This window comes from Desulfotignum phosphitoxidans DSM 13687, assembly GCF_000350545.1.
GTDB lineage: Bacteria > Desulfobacterota > Desulfobacteria > Desulfobacterales > Desulfobacteraceae > Desulfotignum > Desulfotignum phosphitoxidans.
Map to the genome: position 1 here is coordinate 1 of NZ_APJX01000012.1, position 24,967 is coordinate 24,967.

Genomic DNA, 24,967 nt, shown 5'->3' on the forward strand with positions numbered 1-24,967 from the left:
GGTGGGTGTATCTGCCGATATACTTGACCACTTCTTCGGGGGCCTTTAAAGGGCGGTTTGGAGAAAACCACCCATTCCAGGGGGATTTCATGGGTACAGCCACTGGGCTGAAGGGTGTTGGGGATCTGCAAGAAAACTCAAGTTGTCCGGGAACTTAAGCTTATGGTGGATCTCTTTCAGTCCCTCCAGAAACTTTGCCCTGAATACGTTTGACAATGCCGTTACCGGGAACAGAAAACTGCTGTGGTATTTTGGTTCGACCCAGTGGCCGTCAGGGGCGATTCCCCCTGCGGTTGTGATGAAATGGACATGGGGATGCTGCCACATCTTTCCGCCCCAGGTGTGCAAAAGTCCGTAAAATCCTATGGTGGCGCCCAGACGTTTGGGGTTGTGTCCGAAGTCCAGCAGTGTTTCTGATGATTTTTCAAACAACAGGTCATACATGACTCGCCGATTATACTGGCAGATGGGGTTGAACTCATGCGGTAGTGTAAAAACACAATGGTGATACGACACAGGCAACAAATCATTGATTCTTGCATCAACCCATCGTTTCTGGGCAATATGGTTGCAGCCGGGACAGTGGCGGTTCCGGCAGGAGTTGTATCCTTTTTCCATGTGGCTGCAAGTGTCGCAAACCTCCCAGTGGGTGCCGAACTCACCGCATCGGCAATGCTCAATATCGTACATGACCTTATGCTGCCGTGGATGGAGTCGGTGTACCGATCGAAATTGATTACCATGTTTCCTGAATATATCACCAAGGTTTGGGCTTGATTGAAGCTTTTCCGGAAGTTGTGTATGGCTGCAAAGCGTCGTCATAGGTTATCGGAGCCCAAAGCAGAGGAGATAAGGGGGCAGCACGGTGCAAGAATTATGACAGGCGTGGCAGTTGCGTCTTTTTGCAAATGACATGACTGGCGAAATTCTTGCGGGAGGGCTGACCCCCGTTCTCCGGTAAAGTTATCTCCATAGGTGTTTAAAAGCTTTGTTTTTCAAACGTTTAAAATTCTGTATAGCCTTTAAAATAGGCGATGTCCGCCGACTAGGCTTAATGTAACAAGTTCTTGTGTGGATCAGTATACCTTTCACGAAAAAATATCTAACTGTATATCATGCTAAAATGGATGAAGTGTAGAAATGTTTATCACCTTTATATCTGTCCTCTTTTCCATTTTTGAAATGGCAAAAAAAATCCAGATCTGCATTTGTTCCAATCGTCAAAACTCAAGTTTATTGCAACAAGTCTTACTCCATAAAAACGCAACCATTGTTTCGATATCATCAAAAGCCATATCAGTGAAATGCCTGGATGTCAATCAGAGAAAATCCTTAGCAGTTTTAGGTAAAACTAGGTAAATCCTGCCTTTCAGGAATCAAATGAGCAGGGCTTTCCCATTTCCTCATATGATTCTGTTTTTTTAAAAACCCGGGTATGGTATGTAAATGCCTGAAAAAGAGATCAACAACGACAAAAAAAATACATTCACGGCGGCAAACCCATGGGACTGTATCACCGATTCATTCTACCCACACTGATGCACCGGGTCTGCGCCCACAATGACATCACGGGCCAGCGCAAAAAAATTATTCCCCAGGCCGAAGGACGGGTACTGGAAATCGGGATCGGGTCCGGCCTGAACCTGCCGTTCTATGATCCGAAGTCCGTGTCAAGCGTGTGGGGTATCGATCCCAGCCGGACGTTGATGAACATGATCCCGGAATTCCCGGCCCGGCAGCCCTTCCCCGTCCAGCTGATGACGGGCTCGGGCGAACAGATTCCCCTGGACTCACACTGTGCCGACACCATCGTGGTGACCTATACCTTATGTTCCATCCCGGATATCCGGCAGGCCCTGGCAGAGATGCGGCGGGTGTTGAAACCTTCGGGCCGGCTGCTTTTCTGTGAACACGGCCGGGCCCCGGATATCGATGTTTCCCGGTGGCAGGACCGCCTGACCCCGTTGTGGAAACCAATGTCCGGCGGGTGTCATCTGAACCGGCCCATCCCGGCCCTGATCAGGGACAGCGGATTCGCCATCCAGGGGCTGGAGGCCGGGTATGTCAGCCCCATCCGCATATCCGGGTTCCATTACCGGGGGACGGCCGTGACCCGCTGACCCGCAGTCATATGGCCATGGCGATGCAGGGCAGCTGATCCCCCCCTTGTATTCAATGCCCTGACATGTTATTATGCAAAATAATGTATCTAAATATGTAGATATGTGAAAAATCAAATAAGGAATCCGCCGACAGACAGTATCCCGGCGGATGTTGAACAAACCTGAAAAAAGGAGACCTATGCAAACCCCGAAAAGACATCGTATTCAATTCCCCCAGGCATCTGCAGGAAGTCTGGCCCAGGATGAAGCCTATTTTTATCTGGTTTCACCGGATAAAGAAAAAAAAAAGATCCGGTTTCATGATTATGACCAGATCTATAATATGCCCGGACTGTATGAACAGATTTTTTATGACCGTCTCAAATGCAGTTCCCCCACAAAAGTGGCGCAGATTCTCAAATCCGCCCTCAACCAGACTGATGAAAACTTCAGTGAACTCCGGGTCCTGGATCTGGGGGCCGGAAACGGGCTGATGGGCGATGCCTTTAAACAATTCGGGGTTTCCCGGCTCATCGGCGTGGATATCATTCCTGAAGCCAAAACCGCCACTGAAAGGGATCGGCCCCATTTGTACGATGCCTATTATATCAGTGATTTCTGTAATTTGACGGATGATGAAAGAGAAGAATACCTGTCCTGGTCCCTGAACTGCCTGACCGTGGTGGCGGCTTTGGGTTTCGGAGATATCCCGACCAAAGCGTTCATCGAGGCGTTCAATATGATTCAATCCCCGGGATGGGTGGGATTCAACATCAAGGAAACCTTTCTTAACGAAAGTGATGATGCCGGATTTTCACGCATGATCCGGGAACTGATTTTCTCCAACTACATGGATATCTATCATCTGGAACGGTACCGGCACCGCCTGTCCATTGAAGGCGAACCTCTGTACTATTACGCCATCGGTGCAAGGAAAAAAGCGGATATTCCTGAATCCATGATCACCAAATTTGCCTGATAAACCCATGGGCTACCCGGACTCATCCGGGTAGCCGTCCTCCTGGGACGAAAATTTCAGGAACCCGGGCAGAATTGCACCCGATAGAATCAAAATGCCCGTCACCACAAACCCGGCGGAAAAATACCCGTTTTCACTTAACACACCGATCATGCCGGGTATTACCCCGCCGCCCACCAGAAAGGCGGCCGGGATCGTAAACGAAACAGCCACGTTGCGGGTCTGACTGGATCCGATGTTGGACAATGCGGCAAAAGCCGGCGGAAAAAAACAGATGGCCACCACGGGCTGACAGAAAATGGCAGCCAGCAACAGGCGGCCGGAAAAAATCCCGATCAATATCACCAGAATGCCGCTCAACATCAGGACTGCGGTAATCACGGGTTTCAGGCCCAGCCGATCCGTGATCCATCCGATCGCCAAAGTCATGGGAAGCGTTGCGACCCGGGACAGCGTCACAAAGGTGTTGGCCTGAGTTTGCGCAATACCGTGCTCGTTCACCAGGTACAGCGGCAGCATGGAATAAATGCCCAGTGTGCCGGAAACCCCCAGACTGAACAGCAGCATCATCCACCAGAACGACGGAATGGCTGCCAAAGGATAAAATGATTTAAGCTTCGGGGCTTCCCCGGGAAAATCCCGGATTGTGGAAAACCGGGAAAAAGACCATCCCAGAAGGATGTACACCCCGCCCAGGACAAAAAACACATACCGCCACGACATCCATAAAAGCAGCATTTCACAGATCATCGGGGTCAGCAGAAAACTCAAATTGGGTGCCAGCTCATGAATGCCCAGGGCTTTTCCCCAGTTTTTCCGGGAAATGGTGGACGTGAGCACGGCAATACCGGATGACAGATACAACCCGGCCCCCATGCCGGCCAGAAATATTCCCAGCCTCATGCCGGACAAACTGTGGCAGAATCCGGTAAAAATAAACACCAGCCCGGTTCCCACGGCAGACAAAACAATGGTGTTCCGGTGCATGATCCGGGCAGAGACAACGCCTGAAAAAAACACGGCAATGCAGTATCCCGTGGCGGAAAACAGGAAAAAAGAGCCGGCCTGATCCCCGGTCAGGTCCATATCCGTGAGAATGGTCGGCATCAGCGGTGAAATGCTGATCCGGATGGTAAAATTCATGAAAAAAATGGCGGTGAGAAAAAACAGCGGCAAATACGCGGATGTCAGATCGTGTGATGTCTGTTGATTTTTCATCAAAAAATCAATCCGCTTTTAAAAGTGCACGCATGATCATCTGCTCCACTTCCCTGGATGCGTTAACATGCAGCAGATTGATGTCTTTATTTTTCATTGCAAACACCCGGAATATTTCATCAGCAAACGCTTGCCCTATGGAATCGACTCCCTTAAAATCAAGGATCACAGTTTTAAAACGATCAATTCGTGACAAAAGCCTTTTGGCTTGCGACCGGGATACCAGCATTTCGTTTCCGTATTGCGCCAGACGGACAGGCACTATCGTTTTATTGAAACCATAATCTTCGGAAGTGGTGTATGCGTCAAAAATTTTTTTTACGCTTCTGGAAGAATTGTTTTTCATCTTCATATAAACCCCAGTGCCTTTGCCTGGCTGGTATCTCTCAAGAATCCAATCAGATTCTTCGGTATGTTTATGTGAAAAAAATACGCCCCCAGATAAAATTTCAAAGTCATCGACCATTCTTGAAGAAAAAAAAATGCCCTCTCCTGTATGCCGTGATGGATCAGTTGTGAGCTTTCCTTTGGATAATTCCAAAACAGCATGGCGTTCATCCAGCAACCCCATTTCCCGCTGAATTTTTTTGAATATACCCTCCCCGTCGTCAAGGATATGTATTTCAGTGCTGACAGCATTTCTTTTGAAGCCGATCGTGACCATTTGTCCTGATGAATGATCTATCGCGTTATTGAGAATTTCTGTAAAGCAGTGGTTCCATACTTCAATGACATTGTCTGGGAAACCGGGAAGCAGAACAGATATTTCATTCCGCCAGACCACATCCTCCTGCAGGGTGTTATCCAAAGGAAATGTTTTTGTCACTTCTTTGATTGGAGGAAGCCCATACCTGCGATCCTTTGTTTGTCCGGACATAATCAGTGTTTTTTGTTCTATCAGTTGCCGGATATGTTTATTTATTGCCTGTCGCGAAACATCGAACTTTTCTGTAGCTATCTGAACTATATCGGAAGGATGATGTTCAACATTATCAAGGATGAACTGCCGAATCGTTTCCCCACGTTTTCTTAATCTTGCCATCTGGCCCTCTCGTGATTTATTGTCAACCTTAAGCAAAATTATTGTAAACCTAAATACTGATTATTGTCAACCTATGATGGGATAATTTGAATAGTATGTTTGAAAAAAAAAATGGCCATCTTGTGGCCATCTCTTTAGGTTTTGATTTGATTGGCGCGCCTGACAGGATTCGAACCTGTGGCCTACGGATTAGAAGTCCGTTGCTCTATCCAGCTGAGCTACAGGCGCAACAATCGATTCTTCTAACAGAAAGGCCTGAAAAAGTCCAGAAAAAAAACAGGCATTTCTTTTCACTTCCCGATAAATAAATTTATTACTTTAATACTCAAAGTGATAATGGTATAATATTTTTTTTTAATATCTGTTAAGACTTGAGAGTTCATTGAATGACAAAGACATCCCATCAGAATCAATCCGAGACAGACAACAAACGGTCAACCAAAAAAGATTTTCTTCTTCCGGTGCCCAAAGCCAGAGCTGCCGGTACCAAAGCACTGGTCAAATCCGATCCCATTCAAAGCTATCTGAATGAAATCAACCGGTACCGGCTGCTGACCCGGGAAGAAGAGATCGATCTGGGCAAACGCATTCAGGAAGAAGGGGATCAGGAAGCCGCGTATATCATGACCACATCCAATCTGAGGCTGGTGGTGAAAATCGCCCTGGAATTCCAGCGGGTATGGATGCAGAATCTGCTGGATCTGATCCAGGAAGGGAATATCGGGCTGGTCCAGGCGGTTAAAAAATTTGATCCCTATAAAAATGTCAAATTCTCCTATTATGCCTCTTTCTGGATCAAGGCGTATATTCTCAAATTTATCATGGACAACTGGCGGATGGTGAAAATCGGGACCACCCAGGGGCAGCGCAAACTGTTTTTCCGGTTGAAAAAAGAAAAACAGCAGCTCATTGAACAGGGATTCGATCCCAAACCAAAACTGTTGTCCGAACGTCTGGGCGTATCTGAAAAAGAAGTGGTGGACATGGACCAGCGCCTGGCCAACTGGGACCTGTCTCTGGATGAACCGTTGAAAAACGACTCCAATACGGAGCGGATTGAATTCATCAACACGGAATCGGATTCATCCGAGGACCAGATGGCCAAAAAGGAAATTGAAGGCATCCTTCACACCAAGGTCAAAAAATTCAAACGCACCCTCAATGACCGGGAAATGGAAATTTTTGAAAAGCGTATTTTTTCCGATTCCCCCCAGACCCTTCAGGAAATCGGGGAAACCTACAAAATTTCCCGGGAACGGGTTCGGCAGATTGAAAACAATATTTTAAAAAAAATGAAAACATTTTTCAAAAAAGACATGCCTGATTTCGACATGTATGACCATACCCTATAACCCAACCGATACAGGGTGACTTTCTCCATGAGCAAGGCAACGATCCATACTTTTTTTATTTTGCTGATTCTTTTGACGCTATCCGGATGCAGCCGGATCCAGCACACCCCGGCAGCCCCGGTCGATGCGTGTCCGGTTGAACCGGCGCCTCCGGACACGCCATTGTCCATCCATTCCTGTCCTGACGACACGTTCGCCCCCCCCACTCCGGGCCGGGACCCACAGATGTCGGCCCGGTACCATTATCTGACGTTTTTAATGCTGCACCGGCAGAACCGGATCGATGACGCCATGGCGGCCCTTGAAAAAGCCATTACCTTAGATCCGGACGCGTCGTTTCTCAAACGGGACCTGATCCGGATGTATTTAAGCATGGATCAAAAGGAAACTGCGTTGGCTCTGGCGGAATCCCTGGTGGCTGAAAATCCCGATAATGTGGAAAACCTGCTGTTGCTGGCCCGCCTGAAAAAAGACGACACCCGTGAAAAAACCATGCCGCCGCTGTTGGAGCGAATTCTTGAACTGGCTCCGGACAACCGGGAAACCTATCTGCGGCTGGGCAAAATTTATATGGAAAACCAGCAGATTCCGGAAGCTTTGGAACTGTTTTCCCGAATGGCGGACCGTTTGCCGGACTATTATGTGGCCCATTTCTATCTGGGGGAAGCCCATTTTCTTTCCGGAAATTACACGGAGGCGGCACAGGCGTTTCAATCAACCATCGACCTGGAACCGGATCTGATCGAACCCCGATTGCGGCTGGTGGACATCCTTCAGGACCCGGACAACCCGGCCGGCAAACCAGATCCGGACAAACTGATTGCCATGTATGAACAGATACTTACCATTGAACCTGAAAATGAACGGGCTTTGCTGGAAACCGCCCGGTTGTATCACCAGACCGGGCAAACAAAACTTGCCGCACAACAGTTCATGGACCTGGGAAATCAGGCCCGGCAAGACAACCGCCTGCTGATGACCGCAGTGGATCTTTATTTGTCGCAAAACCGGTACGCAGATGCGGTAATTGTGTTTTCAGGAATGCTGGCGGCAGATCCGGACAATGACAATTTCAATTTTTTTCTAGGGTTGGCCCATGAATCCAGCGAGCAACCAAAGCAGGCCATTGAGCACTATCTCAAGGTCTCGCCGGCCCATCCCCAATACAAAAAAACCCAGTTGACCCTGGCTTTTCTGTACCGGGAGATCGGCCAGACCGAAAAAGCTGTGGCGTTTCTGGAGCAGCATCACCGGCAGGCGCCCGACGATATTGATTTCATCACCTATCTGGCCGCGTTTTATGAAAATGAAAACCAGCTGGAAAAAGCCATGGCCCTGCTTTCCAAAGGACTGAAAAACGCACGGGAAAACACGGCGCTGCTGTTCCGCTTAGGCGCGGTTCAGGACAAGGCCGGGCTCAAGGATGAGAGTATCGCCACCATGAAAGAAGTCATCCGTCTGGACCCGGAAGATGCCTCCGCACTCAATTATCTGGGCTATACCTATGCCGATCTGGGGATTCATCTGGATGACGCGGAAGTGCTCATCCGAAAAGCGCTGGAAATCAAACCCAACGACGGGTATATTTTAGACAGCATGGGATGGGTGTATTTTCAACAGGGTGACTTCGACAAAGCCGTGGGATATCTGGAACGGGCCGCGGAACTCACCGATTATGAAGCCATCATTGCAGCCCATCTGGCCGATGCCTATCTCAAGACCGGCCAAAAGATCAAAGCCCTCAAGACTTTTCATAAAGCCCTGGCCCATGCCAAGGAATCAGACACTGAACTCATTTCTGAAGTCACAGAAAAAATCCGGACACTGGAACAGCAGATACAGACCCCGGATACACTGAACTCAGATACTGTGACCCCATGAAATCTTTGTGTGCGCTTTTTTTTGTCTGCCTGCTGAGTTTTGCCTGTCTGTCCGGATGCGGTATCCCACGCCCCCAGACCGATCCGGCCTTAGATGCCCAAGCCCATGAATGTGCAGAAAAAATCAGCAATTTGAACCAGGAGATCGTCACCAGCAAAGGAACCGGTCATTTGCGGGTGGCATCCAACAACGGGGTCCAGACATTTCAAATGGCCTGGGCCGCCCAGTCTCCGGACCGGGTCCGGCTCACGTTCACGGCCCTGGCCAGCCCGGTTGAAACCATTGTCGCAGACGGAAAAACAGTCACCTTTGTTTCTCACACCGGCCGGCACAAACCCCATACCACCACTTCCAGTGATCCGGATCTGGAATCTTTCACGGGTGTGCCGTTAAAGCTATCCGACCTGATCCGCGTGCTTTTGGGGCAGATTCCCATCCAGCGGTTCAGCGATGCCTGGTTTTCTTCTGAAGACCGCCTCCAAATTCAACTGCACAAAAAATTTACAACACAATTCCAGGAGTTACTTCTGGCATCAGACCAGCCGCTTCACGCATTGCGCCTGAAAAACAGACAAGATGAGATCCGCTATGAGATTCAGTACCATGAATTTGACCGGATGGACCACCGGCAGATACCCGTGGATCTGACCATTGCCGACGGCAAAGGGCAGCAGGTCCGCATCTTCATCACGCGATTCTGGCCGGATATCCCGGTGAAAGAATCGGTTTTCCAGTTGACACCCGATGGATTATGACCATAATAGGTGTTGATTTCAACCACATACCTCTTAAAAGGAGTATTAAGATAAATGATTCACGACAGTGTAGACAAAGCCCAGAAGTCGTCCCAGAATAATGAAATGGCCAGAAAACAGCAGGAACAACAGGCCATGATCAAAGACAATCTGGCCAGAATTAAACACAAGATCTTTGTGCTGTCAGGCAAGGGCGGCGTCGGTAAAAGCAGTGTGTCCGCCAACCTGGCGGCTGTTTTGTCCAAAAAAGGATATAAAACCGGTTTGATGGATGTGGATGTGCACGGGCCTTCCATCGCCCAGATGCTGGGCATGACCGAACTGCTGGATATCACCCCGGACCAGCAGCGCCTGGTTCCCAAGCAGGTGAATGACAATCTTAAAGCCGTTTCCGTCCAGGCCCTGATGCAGGACAAGAATCAGGCCATCATATGGCGTGGACCGGCCAAAGCCGGCATGATTCAGCAGTTCGTGGGCATGGTGGACTGGGGGGAACTGGATTTTCTGATCATCGATGCCCCACCGGGCACGGGAGATGAACCGCTGACCGTGGTACAGACCATTCCCGAAGCCCTAGGCGTGATCGTGACCACCCCCCAGGAAGTGGCGCTGGCCGATATCCGCAAATCCATTTCATTCTGCAACACCGTGAAGCTCAAAACCTTAGGAATTGTGGAAAACATGTCCGGATTCAAATGCCCCCATTGCGGCGAATCCATTGATCTGTTCATGAACGGCGGGGGGGAAAGAACAGCCAAACAATTTGGCCTGACTTTTCTGGGATCCATTCCCTTTGACACCGGGGTGGTCGCATCCGGTGATCAGGGAGTTCCCATTATGTTTCAGGACGAGGAAACTCCTTTTACAAAGGCATTTTCCATAGTAGTGGACAACATCACCAAACAATTGTAATTCAGGGACTGTCTTGAATGACCGCTTGAAAAAAACCAGGGATTTGCAGCCGCTTCTGGACAAAATTGAACTAAATGCCCTGCAATCCCTGGCCTGTCCTTCCAGGGCCGCGGTTCGACGGCATCCGGAAAACCGGTCTGACAATGAATACCGTCAGGCGTTCAGCCAGGATGCCGACCGGATTCTCAATTCCCTGGCTTTTACCCGGTATATTGATAAAACCCAGGTGTTTTCCCTGATCCAAAACGATCATCTCACCCACCGGGTCCTGCATGTGCAGCTGCTGTCCCGAGTGGCCCGGACCATCGGCCGGCACCTGCGGCTCAACCAGGATTTGATCGAAGCCGCCGCCTTAGGCCATGACATCGGCCATCCGCCCTTCGGTCATGATGGGGAACGGTTTTTATCCCGGCTCACCCACGCACACCAGGCCGGATACTTTCACCACAATGTCCAGAGCATTCAGTTTCTGGACAAAATCGAACGCCATGGGTCTGGATGGAACTTGAGTCTCCAGACCCTGGATGCCATGTTATGCCATGACGGCGAAACCCATGTCCGAAAACTTTTCCCCCATGGACCCCGCAGGTTTGATGATTTAGATACCATGATCCAGAGGTTTCTTGAGACCGAACAGATCGGGTTTTCCCCCATGACTCTGGAAGGATGTGTGGTGCGCATGGCAGACACCATCAGCTATATCGGCCGGGACCTGGAAGACGGCATCCGTTTAGGCCTGATCACCCGGGAGCAGATCCCGGACACCTGCCGCCATATTCTGGGAACCACCAACGGCACCATTGTGTTCAACCTGGTGACCGACCTGATTGCCACCAGCCTGGATCAGCCGTTCATCGGATTTTCAGATGAGGTGGCTGATGCCCTGGAAACCCTGAAAGCATTCAATTACCGCTATATTTATAAAAACCCGGCCATCAAGCAGCATTTAGGAACCATCAATACCATTTATGCGCATCTGTTTCACCAGTATCTCACGGATCTGGAAAAGGACCGCGCATCCTCTGTCATTTTTACACAATTTTTGTCCGGCCTGTCCGACACATACCGGGACACCCATTCTTTGCCCCAAATCGTGCGGGATTTCATCTCCGGCATGACGGACTCCTATTTTATCCGCCAGGCACCGGTTCATTTGCGGCCCCATCCTGTGGACCATGTTTGACAACCGCCGCGTTTACCGGCAGCAGCACCACAAACAGGGTTTAACCGCCTTTGAAATCACCGTGCAGGAAACCAACCTGCATATCCAGGCCGACACGGACCTTTCCGAAGCGGCCACCCGGGCCGTGACCCGGTGCCGGGAGCAGATCCAGAGGTATATTGCAGAAAATCCCGGTTTTAAAACATCCTTGGAACCCATGACCGTGCCGGACACTGCCCCTGCCATCATCCGGAATATGGGCGTTGCGGCCCATGCGGCACACGTGGGTCCCATGGCGGCGGTGGCCGGGGCTGTGGCAGAATATACGGGCCGGCATCTGTTGTCTTTTTCTTCCCAGGTGGTGGTGGAAAACGGGGGAGATATTTTCATTCACTCCCAGACCGACACCGTGTTGACCCTCTTTGCCGGCAACTCCCCTTTCAGCCTGACCACAGGCATTCATATACCCCGGCAGCCCGGTTCTTTCGGCATCTGCACCTCATCGGGCACTTTCGGGCATTCCAAAAGCTTTGGCAAAGCCGATGCAGTCATGGTCATGGCCCAATCCTGCCCGCTTTCGGATGCCGTTGCCACAGGTCTGGCCAATCAGGTCTTCACAGGAGACGATATTGCCGGGGTCCTGGAAACGGGCAAGCAGATATCCGGTGTCCAGGGCCTGGTCATTATCAAGGATACACAGATCGGGCTGTGGGGAGCGTTACGACTGGTAAAAATCTGACACCACCCCGGCAGGCCGTTTCAAATCTGCAAATCCATTCATTGCAAAAACAGCCGTGATCTGGTAAAAAAAACCCAGTCTGTCATTTTTAACACTGCATATATCAGGATATCATCACCTATGGAACGACTATTGGTCATATGCATCGCCGCAGCCATCGGGACCGGTTTCTACTACTGGTTTTCCTGGATGCTGAAAAAAGACCGCATGCAGGACTTTGTTTTTTCACATCAGTGGCTGCTGCACCCCAACGCCATCTGTTACTGGCGGACCGGCATGGCCATGGCCGGTTTTTTTCTGTACTTTGCGACAGACTATCAATCGGCGGCCATCATTATTTTCACCTTTGCCGCCATCCTGGACGGGGTGGACGGACTGGTGGCAAGGGGATGCAACCTGGTATCCCGGCTGGGTGAATGGCTGGATCCTTTATGCGATAAACTCACGTACCTGCCGCCGCTGCTGGGGTTTGCCTATACCGGGATTATTTCAGTAAAACTGGTATGGATTCTGGTGGGCATTGAAATATTCGGCCAGTTTGCGGCCCGCAGACTTTTGACTCTGATGAAAACCTCCGGTGCTGCCAATAATTTCGGCAAGATCAAGGCCATCATCTGTTTTGCCCTGGTGATTTTCTGCGCCCTGGTGGATGCCAACCCCCATATCATCCACATGGGCAACCAGATTCTGTTGGCCTGCGTCATTTTATCGGGTGCGTCCATTGTATTTAAATTCATTCCCAACCGGCTGTATGCGGACATCCTTTCCCTGCTCAATTTCTTCTGCGGTCTGGCCAGTCTGGTGTTGACCTATCACGGATTATTCGGCCGGGCTGTTATCATCATTATCATGGGACAGCTGTTCGACCTGTTTGACGGCCGCATGGCGGAAAAACACGGGGGCACCAAATACGGCCCATACCTGGATGATATCGCGGATTTTGTCAGTTTCGGGATCGCTCCGGCTTATATGCTGTTGAAAATCGGCCAGTCCTGGGCCTGGGTGTTTGCGTTGATCTACATCACGGCTGTGGCATTCCGGCTCATCCGGTTTCTGTTTGTGGACAAAAAACGCACGGACCTGCCGCCGGGCGTATTCAACGGCCTGCCCTGCCCGGCCGGGGCATTGCTTTTGCTGGGTGCCATTCTGCTGCTGCCCGCCCCGTATGTGTGGCCCGTGGTGCTTTTGACCACGGGCCTGATGGTGAGTACCCTCCGGTTCGCCCATCTGGGACGTCTGATTCTCAAACAGGTGCCCAAACCCATGTTTTACACCATCAGCGCAGGCATCATCGTGATCATCGCCTTTGTGCTGAAAACCCGGAACGGGGAATTGTTCGGCGGCGTCATTCTGGGATCGGTGTTGATTTACATGGTGATCGGCCGGGTGTGTATCCAGAAAGTGATGTCCGCACAATCTACCACCAGGCACTGAACCAGATCACAGCCACATAGCGCAGGCCTTTACCCACGGCCACCAGGACAATGAACACCTTGAACCGGACATTCATGATACCCGCCACCAGGGTTAAGGGGTCGCCTCCAATGGGCAGCCAGGCCAGCAGCAGGGTCCAGACCCCATACCGCTGAAACCAGGCCTGGGCTTTGGCAATCTGGGTCGGACTGAAATAAAACCAGGCCCGGTGCTGGAACCGCAACAGATATCGCCCCATCCACCAGTTCACCACAGACCCCAGGGTATTGCCGAAAGTGGCCACCCAAAACAACAGATGGGGGTCATGCCCCTGGCGCAGCAGAGCAAACAGCAGCACTTCCGAATAAAACGGCAGAATGGTGGCGGCCAGAAACGCGGAACAAAAGAGCAGCAGCACAGATATCACAGCCATTCCTTTTGAATCAGCCACTGGAACAGGGCGAACTGGGCCGGCAGGTAAAACAGGTACTCGGGATGCCATTGCACCCCGATGATCTTCCGGCCGGACCGGGTTTCCACGGCCTGAATAATGCCGTCCAGATCCCGGCCCACCACATGAAGTCCGTTGCCGGGTTTTCGGATCGCCTGGTGATGCAGGCTGTTGACCCGGAGATTGTGTTTGCCGCAGATACGCGCCAGGCGGGTGTCCGGTTCGATTTTCACCTGTTTGGTGGGCAGCAGTCCCGGCCGATTATAGGTCAGGTGTCTCAAGTTTCGGATGTCCTGATGCAGGTTCCCGCCCAGCACCACATTGATGAGCTGAGCCCCTCTGCAGATGCCCAGCATGGGGATTTTGTGATGCAGGGCATACCGGATCCATCTGATTTCCAGCAGATCCCGGTCCGGATCATATACCACAGGGCTGGTGAGATCCCCATCGTAATGTTCCGGGGAAATATCATTGCCCCCCCCGATAATCAATGCATCCAGGGTTTCATCGGCATTGCCGTGGCGGGTGCTGATGCGCATGGCAGACGCTCCGGCCAGATACAGGGCTGTTTTCGTACACCACCAGGCCGGGGCCCAGCGCCGGGCCGAACCGGTTACGCCGACACGTGGTCGCAAAGCCATTGATCCATCCAGACAGTCCAGTCCGTGCGGTTCACCCCGATCAAAGGCCGGTGCATGGACAAAAACCGCTCTTTGAGCATGGTGAGATCCTCCGGGCGCTGTGCCAGTTCTTCCACCACCCACCACAAGTTCCAGGGCCGGGCCAGGGACCAGTCCGGGTGGTCGATCTGGCAATTGGGCAACCGATAATGAAATGCGGGCCGGGGCTTTATTTTCGGATCTGCGACTGCGGTTTGAACCATGCCGGCATGCACCCAGGACAACAGGGGCAACATATCCAGGGCCCGGTTCCGGCTGGCGTTATAAATCAGATAATCAGCGACAATCTGCTTGAAATCGGGTTTATCACATGAAAAAAGTACTTCCAAATAGGCTTCGGGATACAGATCCACATAGGGGCTGATGCGCCGTGCGATATCCACCTGATGGGCATCCACCAGCCACCATTGCAGCAATGAAAACGATTGCACATACGCCAGCACCACATCGGCATCCACCGACGGCACCTCGGCGTTGATATGCACGCCATACGCGGCAATCATGGAGTCTTTCGTGCCCCGGGCACCGGCCCGGCGCAGGGCTTTGATCAGGGGTTCCAGCCGGTCCAGCTTGGTTATGGCTATGGGCGGGCACACCACTTCCATGGGCACCAGCCATGTGGCTGCCTGGCTGAGCAGATCGATCCAGTCCCCGGTTCGATCAGGTTCCTGGCGGGCCGCTCTTCTTTTGAGAAAATCCCAGTCCAGCTCAATGGTGAATTCCCCTGAATCCGGAACATCCACCACACAGGCGGCCGCCGATTCACGGACCCGGGTGCCGCCCAGCACCGTTTCCACCACCCGGGTGGTCTGCTCAAGATCCAGGCCTGTGAATTCCAGCTCAAACCCCACTTGTCGCAAAGCACCCTTCTGGGTTCGGGTGACGGACGGCAATTTATAAAATAAGGGCTGTTTCATTTCATCTCTGGGTCAAAACGTTTTTCAGGTCAAGGGGTTCATCTTTAAAATAGGCAATCCGGTTTTGTCTTGTCAATCAAAACATGAAAGAAACCACTTGTTCATATCCATATCCCGATGATACTATACAGAACCTGTCAAACATCATCAGACCCAAATGGAGGATTATTATGACACCATTGGATAAAAAACAACCGGACAATTCCCGCATGGACCGCCGCACGTTTCTGACCCTCTCCGCCGGTGCCGCCGCTTCCCTGGCCCTGGCCGGACTGCCCCGGGCCGCATTTGCCGCTGCGGCTGCTTCCCATGTGCTGCCGCCCCTGCCCTATGCAGACACGGACCTGGCTCCTGTAATCTCCGCCCGGACCTTGTCGTTTCATTACGGTAAACACCACCAGGGATATGTAAACAACCTGAACCGTTTGATCACCGGCACCCCGTATGCTGACCTGTCTTTGGATGAGATCGTCACAAACACTGCGGGAAAACCGGATGACACCGCCATTTTCAACAACGCGGCCCAGATATGGAACCACACCTTTTACTGGCACAGCTTAAGCCCCAGGGGCGGAGGAGACCCCCCGGCCGCATTGACACGCAAAATAAAAGAGGATTTCGGCAGCGTGGACGCTTGCAAACAAGCACTGCTTGATGCAGCCACCTCCCAGTTCGGCAGTGGCTGGGCCTGGCTGGTTTTAGACAACAAGACCTTGAAAGCCGTGAACACCGGCAATGCCAAAACACCGTTCACCATGGGCATGACCCCGCTGCTCACCATTGATGTGTGGGAACATGCCTATTATCTGGACTATCAGAACCAGCGAAAAGCTTATGTCCAAGCCTTACTGGACAAACGCATCAACTGGGAATTCGCCCTGAAAAACGCGGCATTATAACCTGTAAACAATATAAAAAATCAAGTGAGTCATGCAACCCATTACACCCATCGGCGTGATCCATACGCCGTTTCAAAACATCGAAGACATGCCCATTCAGCCCAAAGGGGCTGCCGGCACCCAAGGACAGATACAGGTGGATGCGGCTTTTCAACCCGGACTTGAAGACCTGGACGGTTTCAGTCACATCTACCTGATCTATTCATTCCACAAAACAACCCGGACCGAACTGACCGTGGTGCCGTTCATGGATACGCAGCCCCGGGGCGTGTATGCCACGCGTTCCCCGCTGCGGCCCAACCACATCGGCATCTCCATTGTCCGGCTGGAAAAAATTGAGGGGAACCTGCTGCACGTCCTGGATATCGATGTGCTGAACGGCACCCCCCTGCTGGATATCAAGCCCTATATGGAGAAATTCGACGCAGTCAAACACAGCACCTCCGGGTGGATGCAGGCCAGCGAAAAGGAAGTCGCGGAAAGGCGATCGGACAGCCGGTTCAAATAATGGAAACACCCAGATTGACCAAGGGGTTTTTGCTGGTGATCTTTGCCGCGGTGCTGTTCGGCACCACAGGCACCTCCCAGGCCCTGGCACCGGCCGGCATATCCAGCACCACCATCGGATCCCTGCGCCTGATCATCGGGGGGCCGGCCCTGTTGCTCATGGCCCTGATTTTCGGCAACGTCCGATTATCCACGTTTCGGCCTCCCATCATTCCCACCCTGGTTGCGGCCTCCGGGATCGTGATGTTCCAGCTGTGTTTTTTTGAAGCCGTGGCCCGAACCGGCGTGGCTTTGGGAACCATTGTGGCCATCTGCATGGCACCGGTCATTTCCGGACTTCTGGGGGCTGTGTTTCAAAAAGAGCGGTTGACCCGGACCTGGTTTATCGCATCTTTTCTGGCCATTTCCGGGTGTGTGCTGTTGAGCGTGGCCGGCAGTGAGGTGCAGGTGGACACCACGGGTATTTTTCTGGCATTCGGCGCAGGATTCGGATATGCCGTGTCCCTGGTGGGCAGCAAAGCCGTGGTGGCAGACCATTCGCCCATCTTAGGCATTGCCGTTATCTTGAGTGTGGGCGCGGTGATGGTGCTTCCCCGGCTGCTGCTGTTCGAAGATCTTTCCCCGGTGATGACCGCACACGGCATGACAGTGGTTCTGTATCTCGGGCTGGTGGCCACGGCTGCGGCCTATTTGCTGCTGGCCAAAGGGCTGTCTGTGGTGCCCGTGTCCATGACGGCGTTGCTGATGCTGGTGGAACCCTTGACCGGATGTTTTTTAGGGGTTCTACTGCTGGGGGAAGTGTTCACTCCGATCACCGGGATCGGGGCATTGCTTATTTTTTCCGGTCTTCTGGTCATCTCGTTTTTCAAGGAAAAACCCGCGCCCGTGGCCCCGCTGGTCACCCATCACAAAAAATCCCGGTTCAGAAACAAACGTTAGGGGAATCAAAAAACACCCCGGATCCGGGCCGGTCCGGATGCATGCCCCGGATAAACAGATAAAAGACGCCCCCGAAATCTTTTTTGGGATCATAGTTTTTCATGCGCCATGACAGATACCGGTGCAGGGCCAGGGTGTAGATGTGGTACTGCAAGACATAGTCATGGGTTTCCATGGCCTGTTCGATGGCGGTCTTGTTGTAATCTTCATACGCCTCCCCCAGAAAATTGGATTTATAATCCACCAGATAATATTTCCCGTCATGCCGCACCACCAGATCGATGAATCCTTTGATGAATCCGGACAACCGGCTTGAACCATATTTCTGCAATGCTTTGGCATATGCCTTCCATCGCACGGTCTTTGCAAACAGATCCGCCGGCACAAATCCGTCCAGCCGGGTCACATCAAACAGAAACTCCGCTTCGGTCATCCGGTGGGACATGGCAATGTCTTTGAGGCAAAATCCGTGTTTTCCCGATGACAGCGGGGTTGCGATCACATCCTGGATAGCTGCGGTCACTGGATGGGCAAACCTTTCCCGGGAGAATCCGAACCGGGGCAGATACGCAGACACACCGGCAAACACACGGGCCGGATCCCATTGAAAATCCATGTTTTCCAGCACTGCATGAAAAAAATCACCGGCCCCGGCCCCTTTGGGAAACCCGCTCAGCCGGATCGGGGTGACGTCCCGGTCACCGGCATCCACGGGCGGCCCGGCATCCGCATCCGGCAACCCGTCATCTGATACCCATTCATCCCGGCTCCCGCCTGGCCGTTCCCCGGGGCCTCCGGCATCGGGCCCCCCTTTGACCAAGGCGCTGAAACTGGTGATCTGAAACCCGGATCGGACCGGCCGGTCCAGAGACCGGGGGGCCAGGGATATCACCGGGGACACCGTTTCAGTCATTGCCGGAACGGCCTCACCGGGTGTCACCATCTGCACGCAAATGTGCGGCATCTCCCCGGCCAGGGCGGTCAAATCCTGGATCATATGTGCATCCGTGTCACAGCCCTGGGGATGGATCAGGCTGCCTAAGGCGGAAGCCCCTACCCCACTGATCCCGGCCCAGAAAATCCGGCACATGGCCGAGGCCCGGGTCACGGCCACATACAGCAGCCGGCGCTGCTCTGCTTGCGCCTCCAGATCATGCCGGTCAATGGATCGATCCAACCCTTGAATATCCGCCCCCTGGAATCCCGAACCCCGCAGATCAAAACAAAGCTGAAAATCATTGTCCGGGTCATGGAACAAAACCGGGTCTCCCCCTTTAGGCCCGGGAGAAGACCAGAGATACGGCAGATATACAATGGGATATTCCAGGCCTTTGCTTTTATGAATGGTCACAATGGCCACGGCATTGCGGTCGCTTTCCAGACGCAGCTCATCCGCGGTTTCTTCCCGGGTGTCGGCAAACAGCTGGGTCTGATACCACTGGAGCAGGTAAAACAAAGACAGATGCCGGCGCAATGCCGTCTGGGAGACCAGTTCCACCAGATGGTAAAAATTGGTCAGCCCCCGGTCATCCATGACCGACTCCGGATGCAGGAGCCCTTCTTTGCAATGCAGCAGGTCCTGGATCATTGGGATGAACCCCCGGGATTCCCAGATCGTTTTCCAGTGTCTGAACCGGTCCTGCCACTGCCACACTTTAGTTTGCGGCAGTCCGGCCAGATCATTTGGATCAAACCCGAACACCGACGAGGTCAAAGCGGCATTGACAAATCCCACCTGATCCGGACGGAACACGGCCCATAAAATATCGTTGAGCGCAATGGCCTGGGGCGAATCAAACACAGATCCGGTTTTAGACAGATAACAGGGAATATCTTTTTTTGAAAGGGCGGCCTGGATATCCTGAGCCTCCTGATTGGTCCGCACCAGCACAGCCATGTCTTTGAAATCGATCCGGGCCCGGTTACCGGTTTTATGTTTTACCGTGAGCCCGGCCGTCATGTCCGACAACATTTTTTGGGCCACGAGATCCGGAATCATCCGCCGGGCCGTGTCTTTTGTCACATATCCCTGTTTGTCCAAAGGCAGATGATCCCGGGATAAAAAATCAAACCCCAGGGGCGGGACCCATCCCGTGTCATCCATAAGCCCGTGGCCGGCGGTTTCCGGGGTTCCCACCCGGTTGAACGGGATTTCTTTAAAAACAAATGGATCAGGCCCGGCTGAGAACAGGTCATTGACCGCCTGGACCAGCACGGGGGAGGATCGGTAATTTTTTTCCAGGGTAAACTGCTGCTCACAGTGGCGGCTGGCCGACAGATACGCAAAAATATCACCGCCCCGAAACGCATAAATGGCCTGTTTGGGATCACCGATCATGAAAAACGGCCGATTGCCGCCGAACCGGGACGGTGCGTGTGCAAACAGCGTGGCAAAAATCCGGTACTGGTCCGGGTCTGTATCCTGGAATTCATCGATCAGGCAGGCCTGATACTGATCCTGAACCGCCCGGATCAACATCCGGCTGCCGGGACCTGGGGTCAACGCCCGGGCCAGGTCATGCACCAGATCGTCAAAAAAGCACTGGCCCTGCTGCTGTTTCAATTCAGCCAGGGCCTGATGATAAAACGGCAGAAATGCGTGCCGGATGGCCAGCAAATCAGCTTCCATCACCTGGTACAGATCATACAGGGTCTGGCAGTCATCAAAAAATGGATGCACCGGACAACGGGCACTGGATTTGGTTTTCTGTTCCAGGCAGGTGTAGCAGAACCGGTACAGGGGATCCCCTTTTTCCGTCATCACAAACAGGGCATTGTCCCCTTCCGCTTCCAGGGTTTTCCGGACTGATTCCAGCCATTTGGGCACATTTCTGGCGGAATAACTGCGTTTGTCCAGGCCCGGATCCAGCCGGATCATATCGATAATCTCCTGAATCTGTTTTTCCAGCCGGTCCCCCACCCGGGCACAGGTTTGTCGATAGGCATCACACACATTCGAAAATCCGGGATCCGGCGGGATCAGGGTCAGACCGGGCCGTGACACCGCCGGCTTCAACGCCCGGCCCAGGGTTTCCGGGGTCAGGTTTTTTTTGGCCAGAAACCGGAGCATCAGGGGATCCAGGTCATTGATCCGGGTCATGAAATAATCCATGCACACCTGGCGGTAGAATCCGGATGCATCTTTCATCAGTTCCATGTCAAAGGCCGTGCCCGTTTCAAAGGCGTGGGCCGTCAGGGTCTGGAGGCAGAACGCATGGATGGTCATGATGGTTGCCTGGTCAAAATCCGTCAACGCCAGCCGGATGCGCCGGCGCACCTGATCCGGATCCGGCTGGGCCGCCAGAAACGAAATCAATGGATCAGACAAATCTTCGGCCGGTTTGGCACCGGTCGAACCCATGCCGGCCAGAACACGGGACAGCCGGTCCCTGATCCGCAGTTTGAGTTCTGCGGCAGCCGCTTCCGTGAATGTCACCACCAGAATGGATTCAATGGGATATCCTTTGGCAATGAGCCGGGTCACCAGGGTGGTGATGGTATAGGTCTTGCCGGTGCCGGCACTGGCTTCGATGAGTGTGGTCTGTTGAAGATCCAGATCAAACGGGTTCAATGGATTCATGCGCCGGACTCCAGATGCGCCAGCAGGGGTTTGAACACGGCCAGGCTGTGATCCACCATGCCTGAGGTTTGCAGATGCGTCAGTGTTTCCAGGGGATCTGGGTAATGTTCCATCCACATGGCCGTGTACCGGTCTGTTTTCTCACCCGTCTGGGTATGGGCATTGAACCAGGCCGGCCGGGCTTTTTTCATGGCCATAGCCAATACATCATCGTGCAGATCATACTCTTTTTCCGCCAGGGCCCGGGCCAGGGCCAGGCCCGTGTCCGGGAAAAAAGGCCAGGGCCGGGTCAGGCCCTGATAATACAGCGTTACCAGGTGTTCCAGGTATGGGCGGGCCGATTCTCCCACGGGGGTGAACGTCTGCATTCCCACAGACTGGCGACGGAACGGGTCGGTGCCGATGATCCGGGTGGTCACGGGGGTGTTTGGCATCATCAGGGTTGCGGCCAGGTGCAGGATCCAGTTTGTCACCAGCCGCCTGGCATGAATGCGGCCGAACTCGGTCACGCATCGAACCGCGCCCTTATCTTCCTGATACAGATCAGACACCAGGCCCTGAACCCGGCATTTGTTGACAACCAGGTCCACGGCCACCGAATCCCGGGGCGTGTCCGGCACCTGTTTTGCGGCCAGGGCCTGGATGGGACGGGTGGTCTCCAACAGATTCTCCCAGGCCAGACACCCTTGGTTTCCCAGCGGCAACTGCCCCCCGGCCCGGGCCAGCGGATATCCGGACAGGTTCAGCTCTTTTTCCAGGATCCAGGACCCCAGCTGATACCGGGCCAGACCGGATACCTGAAAGGGTTCCCGGTCCGGCAGCGGTTCTTCCGCTTCCGGAAACACGATCTTTGGTGTGGTCTGGTAAAACATGGACAAAGGATGGTTGAAAAACCGGCACAATGTCTGTAACGACACGGTGTCCGGTTCCGAAACAGGGTCTGGCAAATCCGATGCCTGGTCCATTGCGCCGGGCCCGTCCATATCTGGGGACAATGGCCGGGGGGTGTCTGATCTCCGGTGGGTCCGGGACCGGGCAATCCGGCATTGCTCTTCTGAATAGGAAAACAATGCCGGGGTGCCGTCAAAATAAGCCGGATTAAACGGGTGCAGCCGATGGGTGATCCACCACTGATATCCGAAAGGAAACACAAAACCGGCATGGATGACATCGGCCAGTTCACTCACCACGCCGGAACACGGAAGCGGGGCATTGTCCTGGATGCCCATGCCCGTATAGGTGATGATCAGACGGTTGCGGGCCGACAGCATGGTTTCCAGAAACAGGGTCCGGTCCTCATCCCGCATATTTTTATCTCCGGGCCGGGGATAAGCGGCCATGAGGTCAAAACTTTTGGGAACCATTTTTCTGGGAAACGCGGCCTCATCCATCCCCATCAGCGCCACGACCTTGAAAGGAATGCTGCGCATGGGCACCAGGTTGCAGAATGTCACGCCCCCGGTCAGAAATCCACCCCGGGAAAAGGTTTGATCCAGTTTGTTCTCCACCAGGTCCCGGGCCGCATAAAAACCGATTTTCCCTGTGAATCCCGCGATATCCGCGGCCCGGGTCAGATCCTGGCATACCTGATACAAAAACCGGAAATCCGGTTCCCGCTCCAGGTCAGGGGTCATCATTTCCTGGATCAGGGCGGTGAACACCTGTTCCCATTGTCCGGGGGTATACTGCGCATCCAGCGTGTCCAGATGCCGGAACAGGGTATGGCAGAAATGGGCGAATTGTCCCAGAATTACGGCATTGGTGCCTTCGGCAAACGAACAGGGCAGCACGTCGTTCACCAGTGTTTCGTGTGCAGCCGGCATGGCGATTCCCAGAAACAGCCGCTCAAAACCGAACTGCCAGGTGTTTTCCTTGAAACCCTTTCCCGTGAGATCCCGGCGATGATCCGGATCCATGCCCCAGAGAATACCGGCCCGGTGCACCATGTCCGTCAATTCTCTGATATCTCCGGGGGCGATGTCAAAGGTTTCCGCAATGACCGGGCATTGCAGCAGACTCATAACATCCGATTGCGCCATCCGGGAGCCTTTCATGGCAAAAATTTTTAAAAACGCGTCAATGGTGGGGGATTCGGTTTTATGCCGCCGGTCGGAAATGGAAAAAGGAATGGCCGGCTCCCGGGAGAACACCGCTTCGATAAACGGGGCATAGGCCTCGATATCCGGCATCATGACAATCATGTCATGGGGCGCGATGGTTGAATCACGGGCCAGTGTGTCCAGAAGCAGGTCCTTTAACACCTGGGCCTCCCGCATGGGAGAATGGCAGGCATGGACCTGGATGGATGTGTCATCCAAAGACACGGCCACCGGTGGCGCGTCTCCCTCAGGATGCCGGAAAGTCAGGTTCAGGATGTCGGACTGGAGACAGGAAAGCATGGACACCGGGCCTGCATTTGCAACCGGGTCGGCTGCCGGGTCCACAAACAGGTCGTCAAACGGCTCCAGGTATGGTTCTGTTTCCAGCAGCTGCATGAACTGCCGGCTGGATCGGCCCATAGACGCCAGCAGGGGATGGCTGATTTCCCAGTACGCGTCTTCAGGGTCTGTGCCGGACGTATCCCGGTTTTTCAGGGCCATCCGGTCCATCTGGCCCGGGGAAACCATATCGAAAAAATACTGGTTGGACGGGGTGAGCAAAAACACAAACACATCCGTGTCCAGTGCTGAAAACACGTTCATGAACGACGGCGGCACGGAAGACAGCCCGAACAGACAGATCTGATGAGGCAGAGCCGGCAATTTTTTTTCCAAAGCGGCCGTGACCAGGGCAGCCATCTGCCCGGGAAACGACCGGGCCCTGGAATCAGATACAATATTTTGCCACAGCCGGGACTGCCAGATCTCGTCAGGGTTTTCCGGATGCAGCAACGTGCCATGGGTTTCCCAGTTCACCAGCATGTCAGGGCGGTACACCTGGTAGTCATCCAGCACCGCGGCAATCTTTTGTGCCAGCTGAATCTTTTTTTTCCCGGTGTCATCGGACTTGAAATAGGATGCCAGCGGTGCCAGTGGACTATCCGGGTCAGAATCGTCCAGCCGGGCATACACAGCCCATACCAGGGCATCCACATCCAGCACGGGTTGATCCGGATGTCGGTCCAGAAAATAAAGGATCAGGTCTGCGGGAAACAGAAATTTCAATCGGGCGCTGATGCCCCGGATTCGGGCCAGCTCCAGAGAGATCCACTGTTTCATCCCCCGGGACTGGATGCAGATCCATTCCGGCGCCAGAGGATCTTCCGGCACCCGGGCCGTGACCTCGGCCAGGGCCTGTATGAGGATCTCCATGCGATTGCTTTTTACCAGGTTCAGCACGAATCGTTACTTTAAATCAAAGGGTTCCGGGTTGATGATGGTTTTGACTATACCAGAATCCACGGACAAATGCCTTGGCTTTTTTCACCAGTATGGTATTT

General features: G+C 53.2%; 20 protein-coding genes and 1 tRNA gene. 12 read left to right on the forward strand and 9 right to left on the reverse strand.

Annotated features, from left to right (window positions below):
- Nucleotides 1–87 precede the first annotated feature (87 nt).
- The gene (locus DPO_RS24765) at nt 88–822 is read right to left on the reverse strand and encodes an IS91 family transposase (protein WP_083912095.1); all 735 of its coding nucleotides are present in this window, start codon (nt 820–822) and stop codon (nt 88–90) included.
- 680 nt (nt 823–1,502) lie between these two features.
- On the opposite strand from DPO_RS24765, the gene DPO_RS19850 reads away from it, so the two are divergent.
- Together DPO_RS19850 and DPO_RS19855 are read left to right on the forward strand one after the other, a co-directional pair.
- On the forward strand, nt 1,503–2,120 hold the full coding sequence (locus DPO_RS19850; RefSeq protein ID WP_006968164.1) for a class I SAM-dependent methyltransferase: 618 nt from the start codon (nt 1,503–1,505) through the stop codon (nt 2,118–2,120).
- A gap of 181 nt (nt 2,121–2,301) precedes the next feature.
- Nucleotides 2,302–3,081 carry a class I SAM-dependent DNA methyltransferase gene (locus DPO_RS19855; protein WP_006968165.1) on the forward strand — a complete coding sequence of 260 codons (780 nt, stop codon included), beginning with the start codon at nt 2,302–2,304 and terminating at the stop codon, nt 3,079–3,081.
- A 12-nt stretch (nt 3,082–3,093) separates the two neighbouring features.
- Here DPO_RS19855 and DPO_RS19860 read toward each other — a convergent pair whose 3' ends face one another.
- The 3 genes from DPO_RS19860 to DPO_RS19870 all read right to left on the reverse strand — a co-directional run bounded on the left by DPO_RS19860 (nt 3,094) and on the right by DPO_RS19870 (nt 5,569).
- Complete coding sequence (locus tag DPO_RS19860; RefSeq protein ID WP_006968166.1) at nt 3,094–4,299, reverse strand: MFS transporter; 1,206 nt, start codon at nt 4,297–4,299, stop codon at nt 3,094–3,096.
- A 7-nt stretch (nt 4,300–4,306) separates the two neighbouring features.
- Complete coding sequence (locus tag DPO_RS19865) at nt 4,307–5,341, reverse strand: STAS-like domain-containing protein (protein WP_006968167.1); 1,035 nt, start codon at nt 5,339–5,341, stop codon at nt 4,307–4,309.
- A gap of 151 nt (nt 5,342–5,492) precedes the next feature.
- Nucleotides 5,493–5,569, reverse strand: a tRNA-Arg gene (locus tag DPO_RS19870).
- A gap of 158 nt (nt 5,570–5,727) precedes the next feature.
- On the opposite strand from DPO_RS19870, the gene DPO_RS19875 reads away from it, so the two are divergent.
- The 7 genes from DPO_RS19875 to DPO_RS19905 all read left to right on the forward strand — a co-directional run bounded on the left by DPO_RS19875 (nt 5,728) and on the right by DPO_RS19905 (nt 13,576).
- Complete coding sequence (locus DPO_RS19875) at nt 5,728–6,693, forward strand: sigma-70 family RNA polymerase sigma factor (protein WP_006968168.1); 966 nt, start codon at nt 5,728–5,730, stop codon at nt 6,691–6,693.
- A gap of 27 nt (nt 6,694–6,720) precedes the next feature.
- Nucleotides 6,721–8,574: a tetratricopeptide repeat protein gene (locus tag DPO_RS19880; RefSeq protein WP_006968169.1), complete on the forward strand. Its 1,854-nt coding sequence runs from the start codon at nt 6,721–6,723 to the stop codon at nt 8,572–8,574.
- Complete coding sequence (locus DPO_RS19885) at nt 8,571–9,329, forward strand: LolA family protein (RefSeq protein ID WP_006968170.1); 759 nt, start codon at nt 8,571–8,573, stop codon at nt 9,327–9,329. The genes DPO_RS19880 and DPO_RS19885 overlap by 4 nt, the downstream gene beginning before the upstream one ends.
- A 54-nt stretch (nt 9,330–9,383) precedes the next feature.
- Complete coding sequence (locus DPO_RS19890) at nt 9,384–10,241, forward strand: Mrp/NBP35 family ATP-binding protein (protein ID WP_006968171.1); 858 nt, start codon at nt 9,384–9,386, stop codon at nt 10,239–10,241.
- 13 nt (nt 10,242–10,254) lie between these two features.
- Complete coding sequence (locus DPO_RS19895; RefSeq protein ID WP_006968172.1) at nt 10,255–11,424, forward strand: deoxyguanosinetriphosphate triphosphohydrolase family protein; 1,170 nt, start codon at nt 10,255–10,257, stop codon at nt 11,422–11,424.
- Nucleotides 11,417–12,142: a UPF0280 family protein gene (locus DPO_RS19900; RefSeq protein WP_006968173.1), complete on the forward strand. Its 726-nt coding sequence runs from the start codon at nt 11,417–11,419 to the stop codon at nt 12,140–12,142. Before DPO_RS19895 ends, DPO_RS19900 begins: the two co-directional genes overlap by 8 nt.
- 120 nt (nt 12,143–12,262) lie before the next feature.
- Nucleotides 12,263–13,576, forward strand: coding sequence for a CDP-alcohol phosphatidyltransferase family protein (locus DPO_RS19905; RefSeq protein WP_006968174.1), 1,314 nt, complete (start codon nt 12,263–12,265; stop codon nt 13,574–13,576).
- Here DPO_RS19905 and DPO_RS19910 read toward each other — a convergent pair.
- Genes DPO_RS19910 through DPO_RS19920 form a run of 3 tightly spaced genes read right to left on the reverse strand, consistent with a single transcriptional unit; the run spans nt 13,560 to nt 15,603 of the window.
- Nucleotides 13,560–13,982: a YqaA family protein gene (locus DPO_RS19910; RefSeq protein ID WP_006968175.1), complete on the reverse strand. Its 423-nt coding sequence runs from the start codon at nt 13,980–13,982 to the stop codon at nt 13,560–13,562. The genes DPO_RS19905 and DPO_RS19910 overlap by 17 nt on opposite strands.
- On the reverse strand, nt 13,979–14,647 hold the full coding sequence (locus tag DPO_RS19915; RefSeq protein ID WP_040012142.1) for a gamma-glutamyl-gamma-aminobutyrate hydrolase family protein: 669 nt from the start codon (nt 14,645–14,647) through the stop codon (nt 13,979–13,981). Before DPO_RS19915 ends, DPO_RS19910 begins: the two co-directional genes overlap by 4 nt.
- Nucleotides 14,620–15,603, reverse strand: a complete 984-nt coding sequence (locus DPO_RS19920) for an amidoligase family protein (RefSeq protein ID WP_006968177.1) — start codon at nt 15,601–15,603, stop codon at nt 14,620–14,622. The genes DPO_RS19915 and DPO_RS19920 overlap by 28 nt, the downstream gene beginning before the upstream one ends.
- 170 nt (nt 15,604–15,773) lie before the next feature.
- Between DPO_RS19920 and DPO_RS19925 the strand changes: the two genes are divergently transcribed.
- Genes DPO_RS19925 through DPO_RS19935 form a run of 3 tightly spaced genes read left to right on the forward strand, consistent with a single transcriptional unit; the run spans nt 15,774 to nt 17,948 of the window.
- The gene (locus DPO_RS19925; RefSeq protein WP_006968178.1) at nt 15,774–16,502 is read left to right on the forward strand and encodes a superoxide dismutase; all 729 of its coding nucleotides are present in this window, start codon (nt 15,774–15,776) and stop codon (nt 16,500–16,502) included.
- Between the two features lie 31 nt (nt 16,503–16,533).
- A complete protein-coding gene (gene tsaA, locus DPO_RS19930; RefSeq protein ID WP_006968179.1) occupies nt 16,534–17,010 on the forward strand; it encodes a tRNA (N6-threonylcarbamoyladenosine(37)-N6)-methyltransferase TrmO in 477 nt (158 codons plus the stop codon).
- Complete coding sequence (locus DPO_RS19935) at nt 17,010–17,948, forward strand: DMT family transporter (RefSeq protein ID WP_006968180.1); 939 nt, start codon at nt 17,010–17,012, stop codon at nt 17,946–17,948. Before tsaA ends, DPO_RS19935 begins: the two co-directional genes overlap by 1 nt.
- Here the strand turns inward: DPO_RS19935 and recB are convergent.
- Entirely contained in the window at nt 17,932–21,528 is a 3,597-nt protein-coding gene (recB, locus tag DPO_RS19940; protein ID WP_006968181.1) for an exodeoxyribonuclease V subunit beta, read from the reverse strand. The two genes, DPO_RS19935 and recB, sit on opposite strands and share 17 nt — an antisense overlap.
- On the reverse strand, nt 21,525–24,866 hold the full coding sequence (gene recC / locus DPO_RS19945; protein WP_006968182.1) for an exodeoxyribonuclease V subunit gamma: 3,342 nt from the start codon (nt 24,864–24,866) through the stop codon (nt 21,525–21,527). The genes recB and recC overlap by 4 nt, the downstream gene beginning before the upstream one ends.
- Nucleotides 24,867–24,967: the final 101 nt, after the last annotated feature.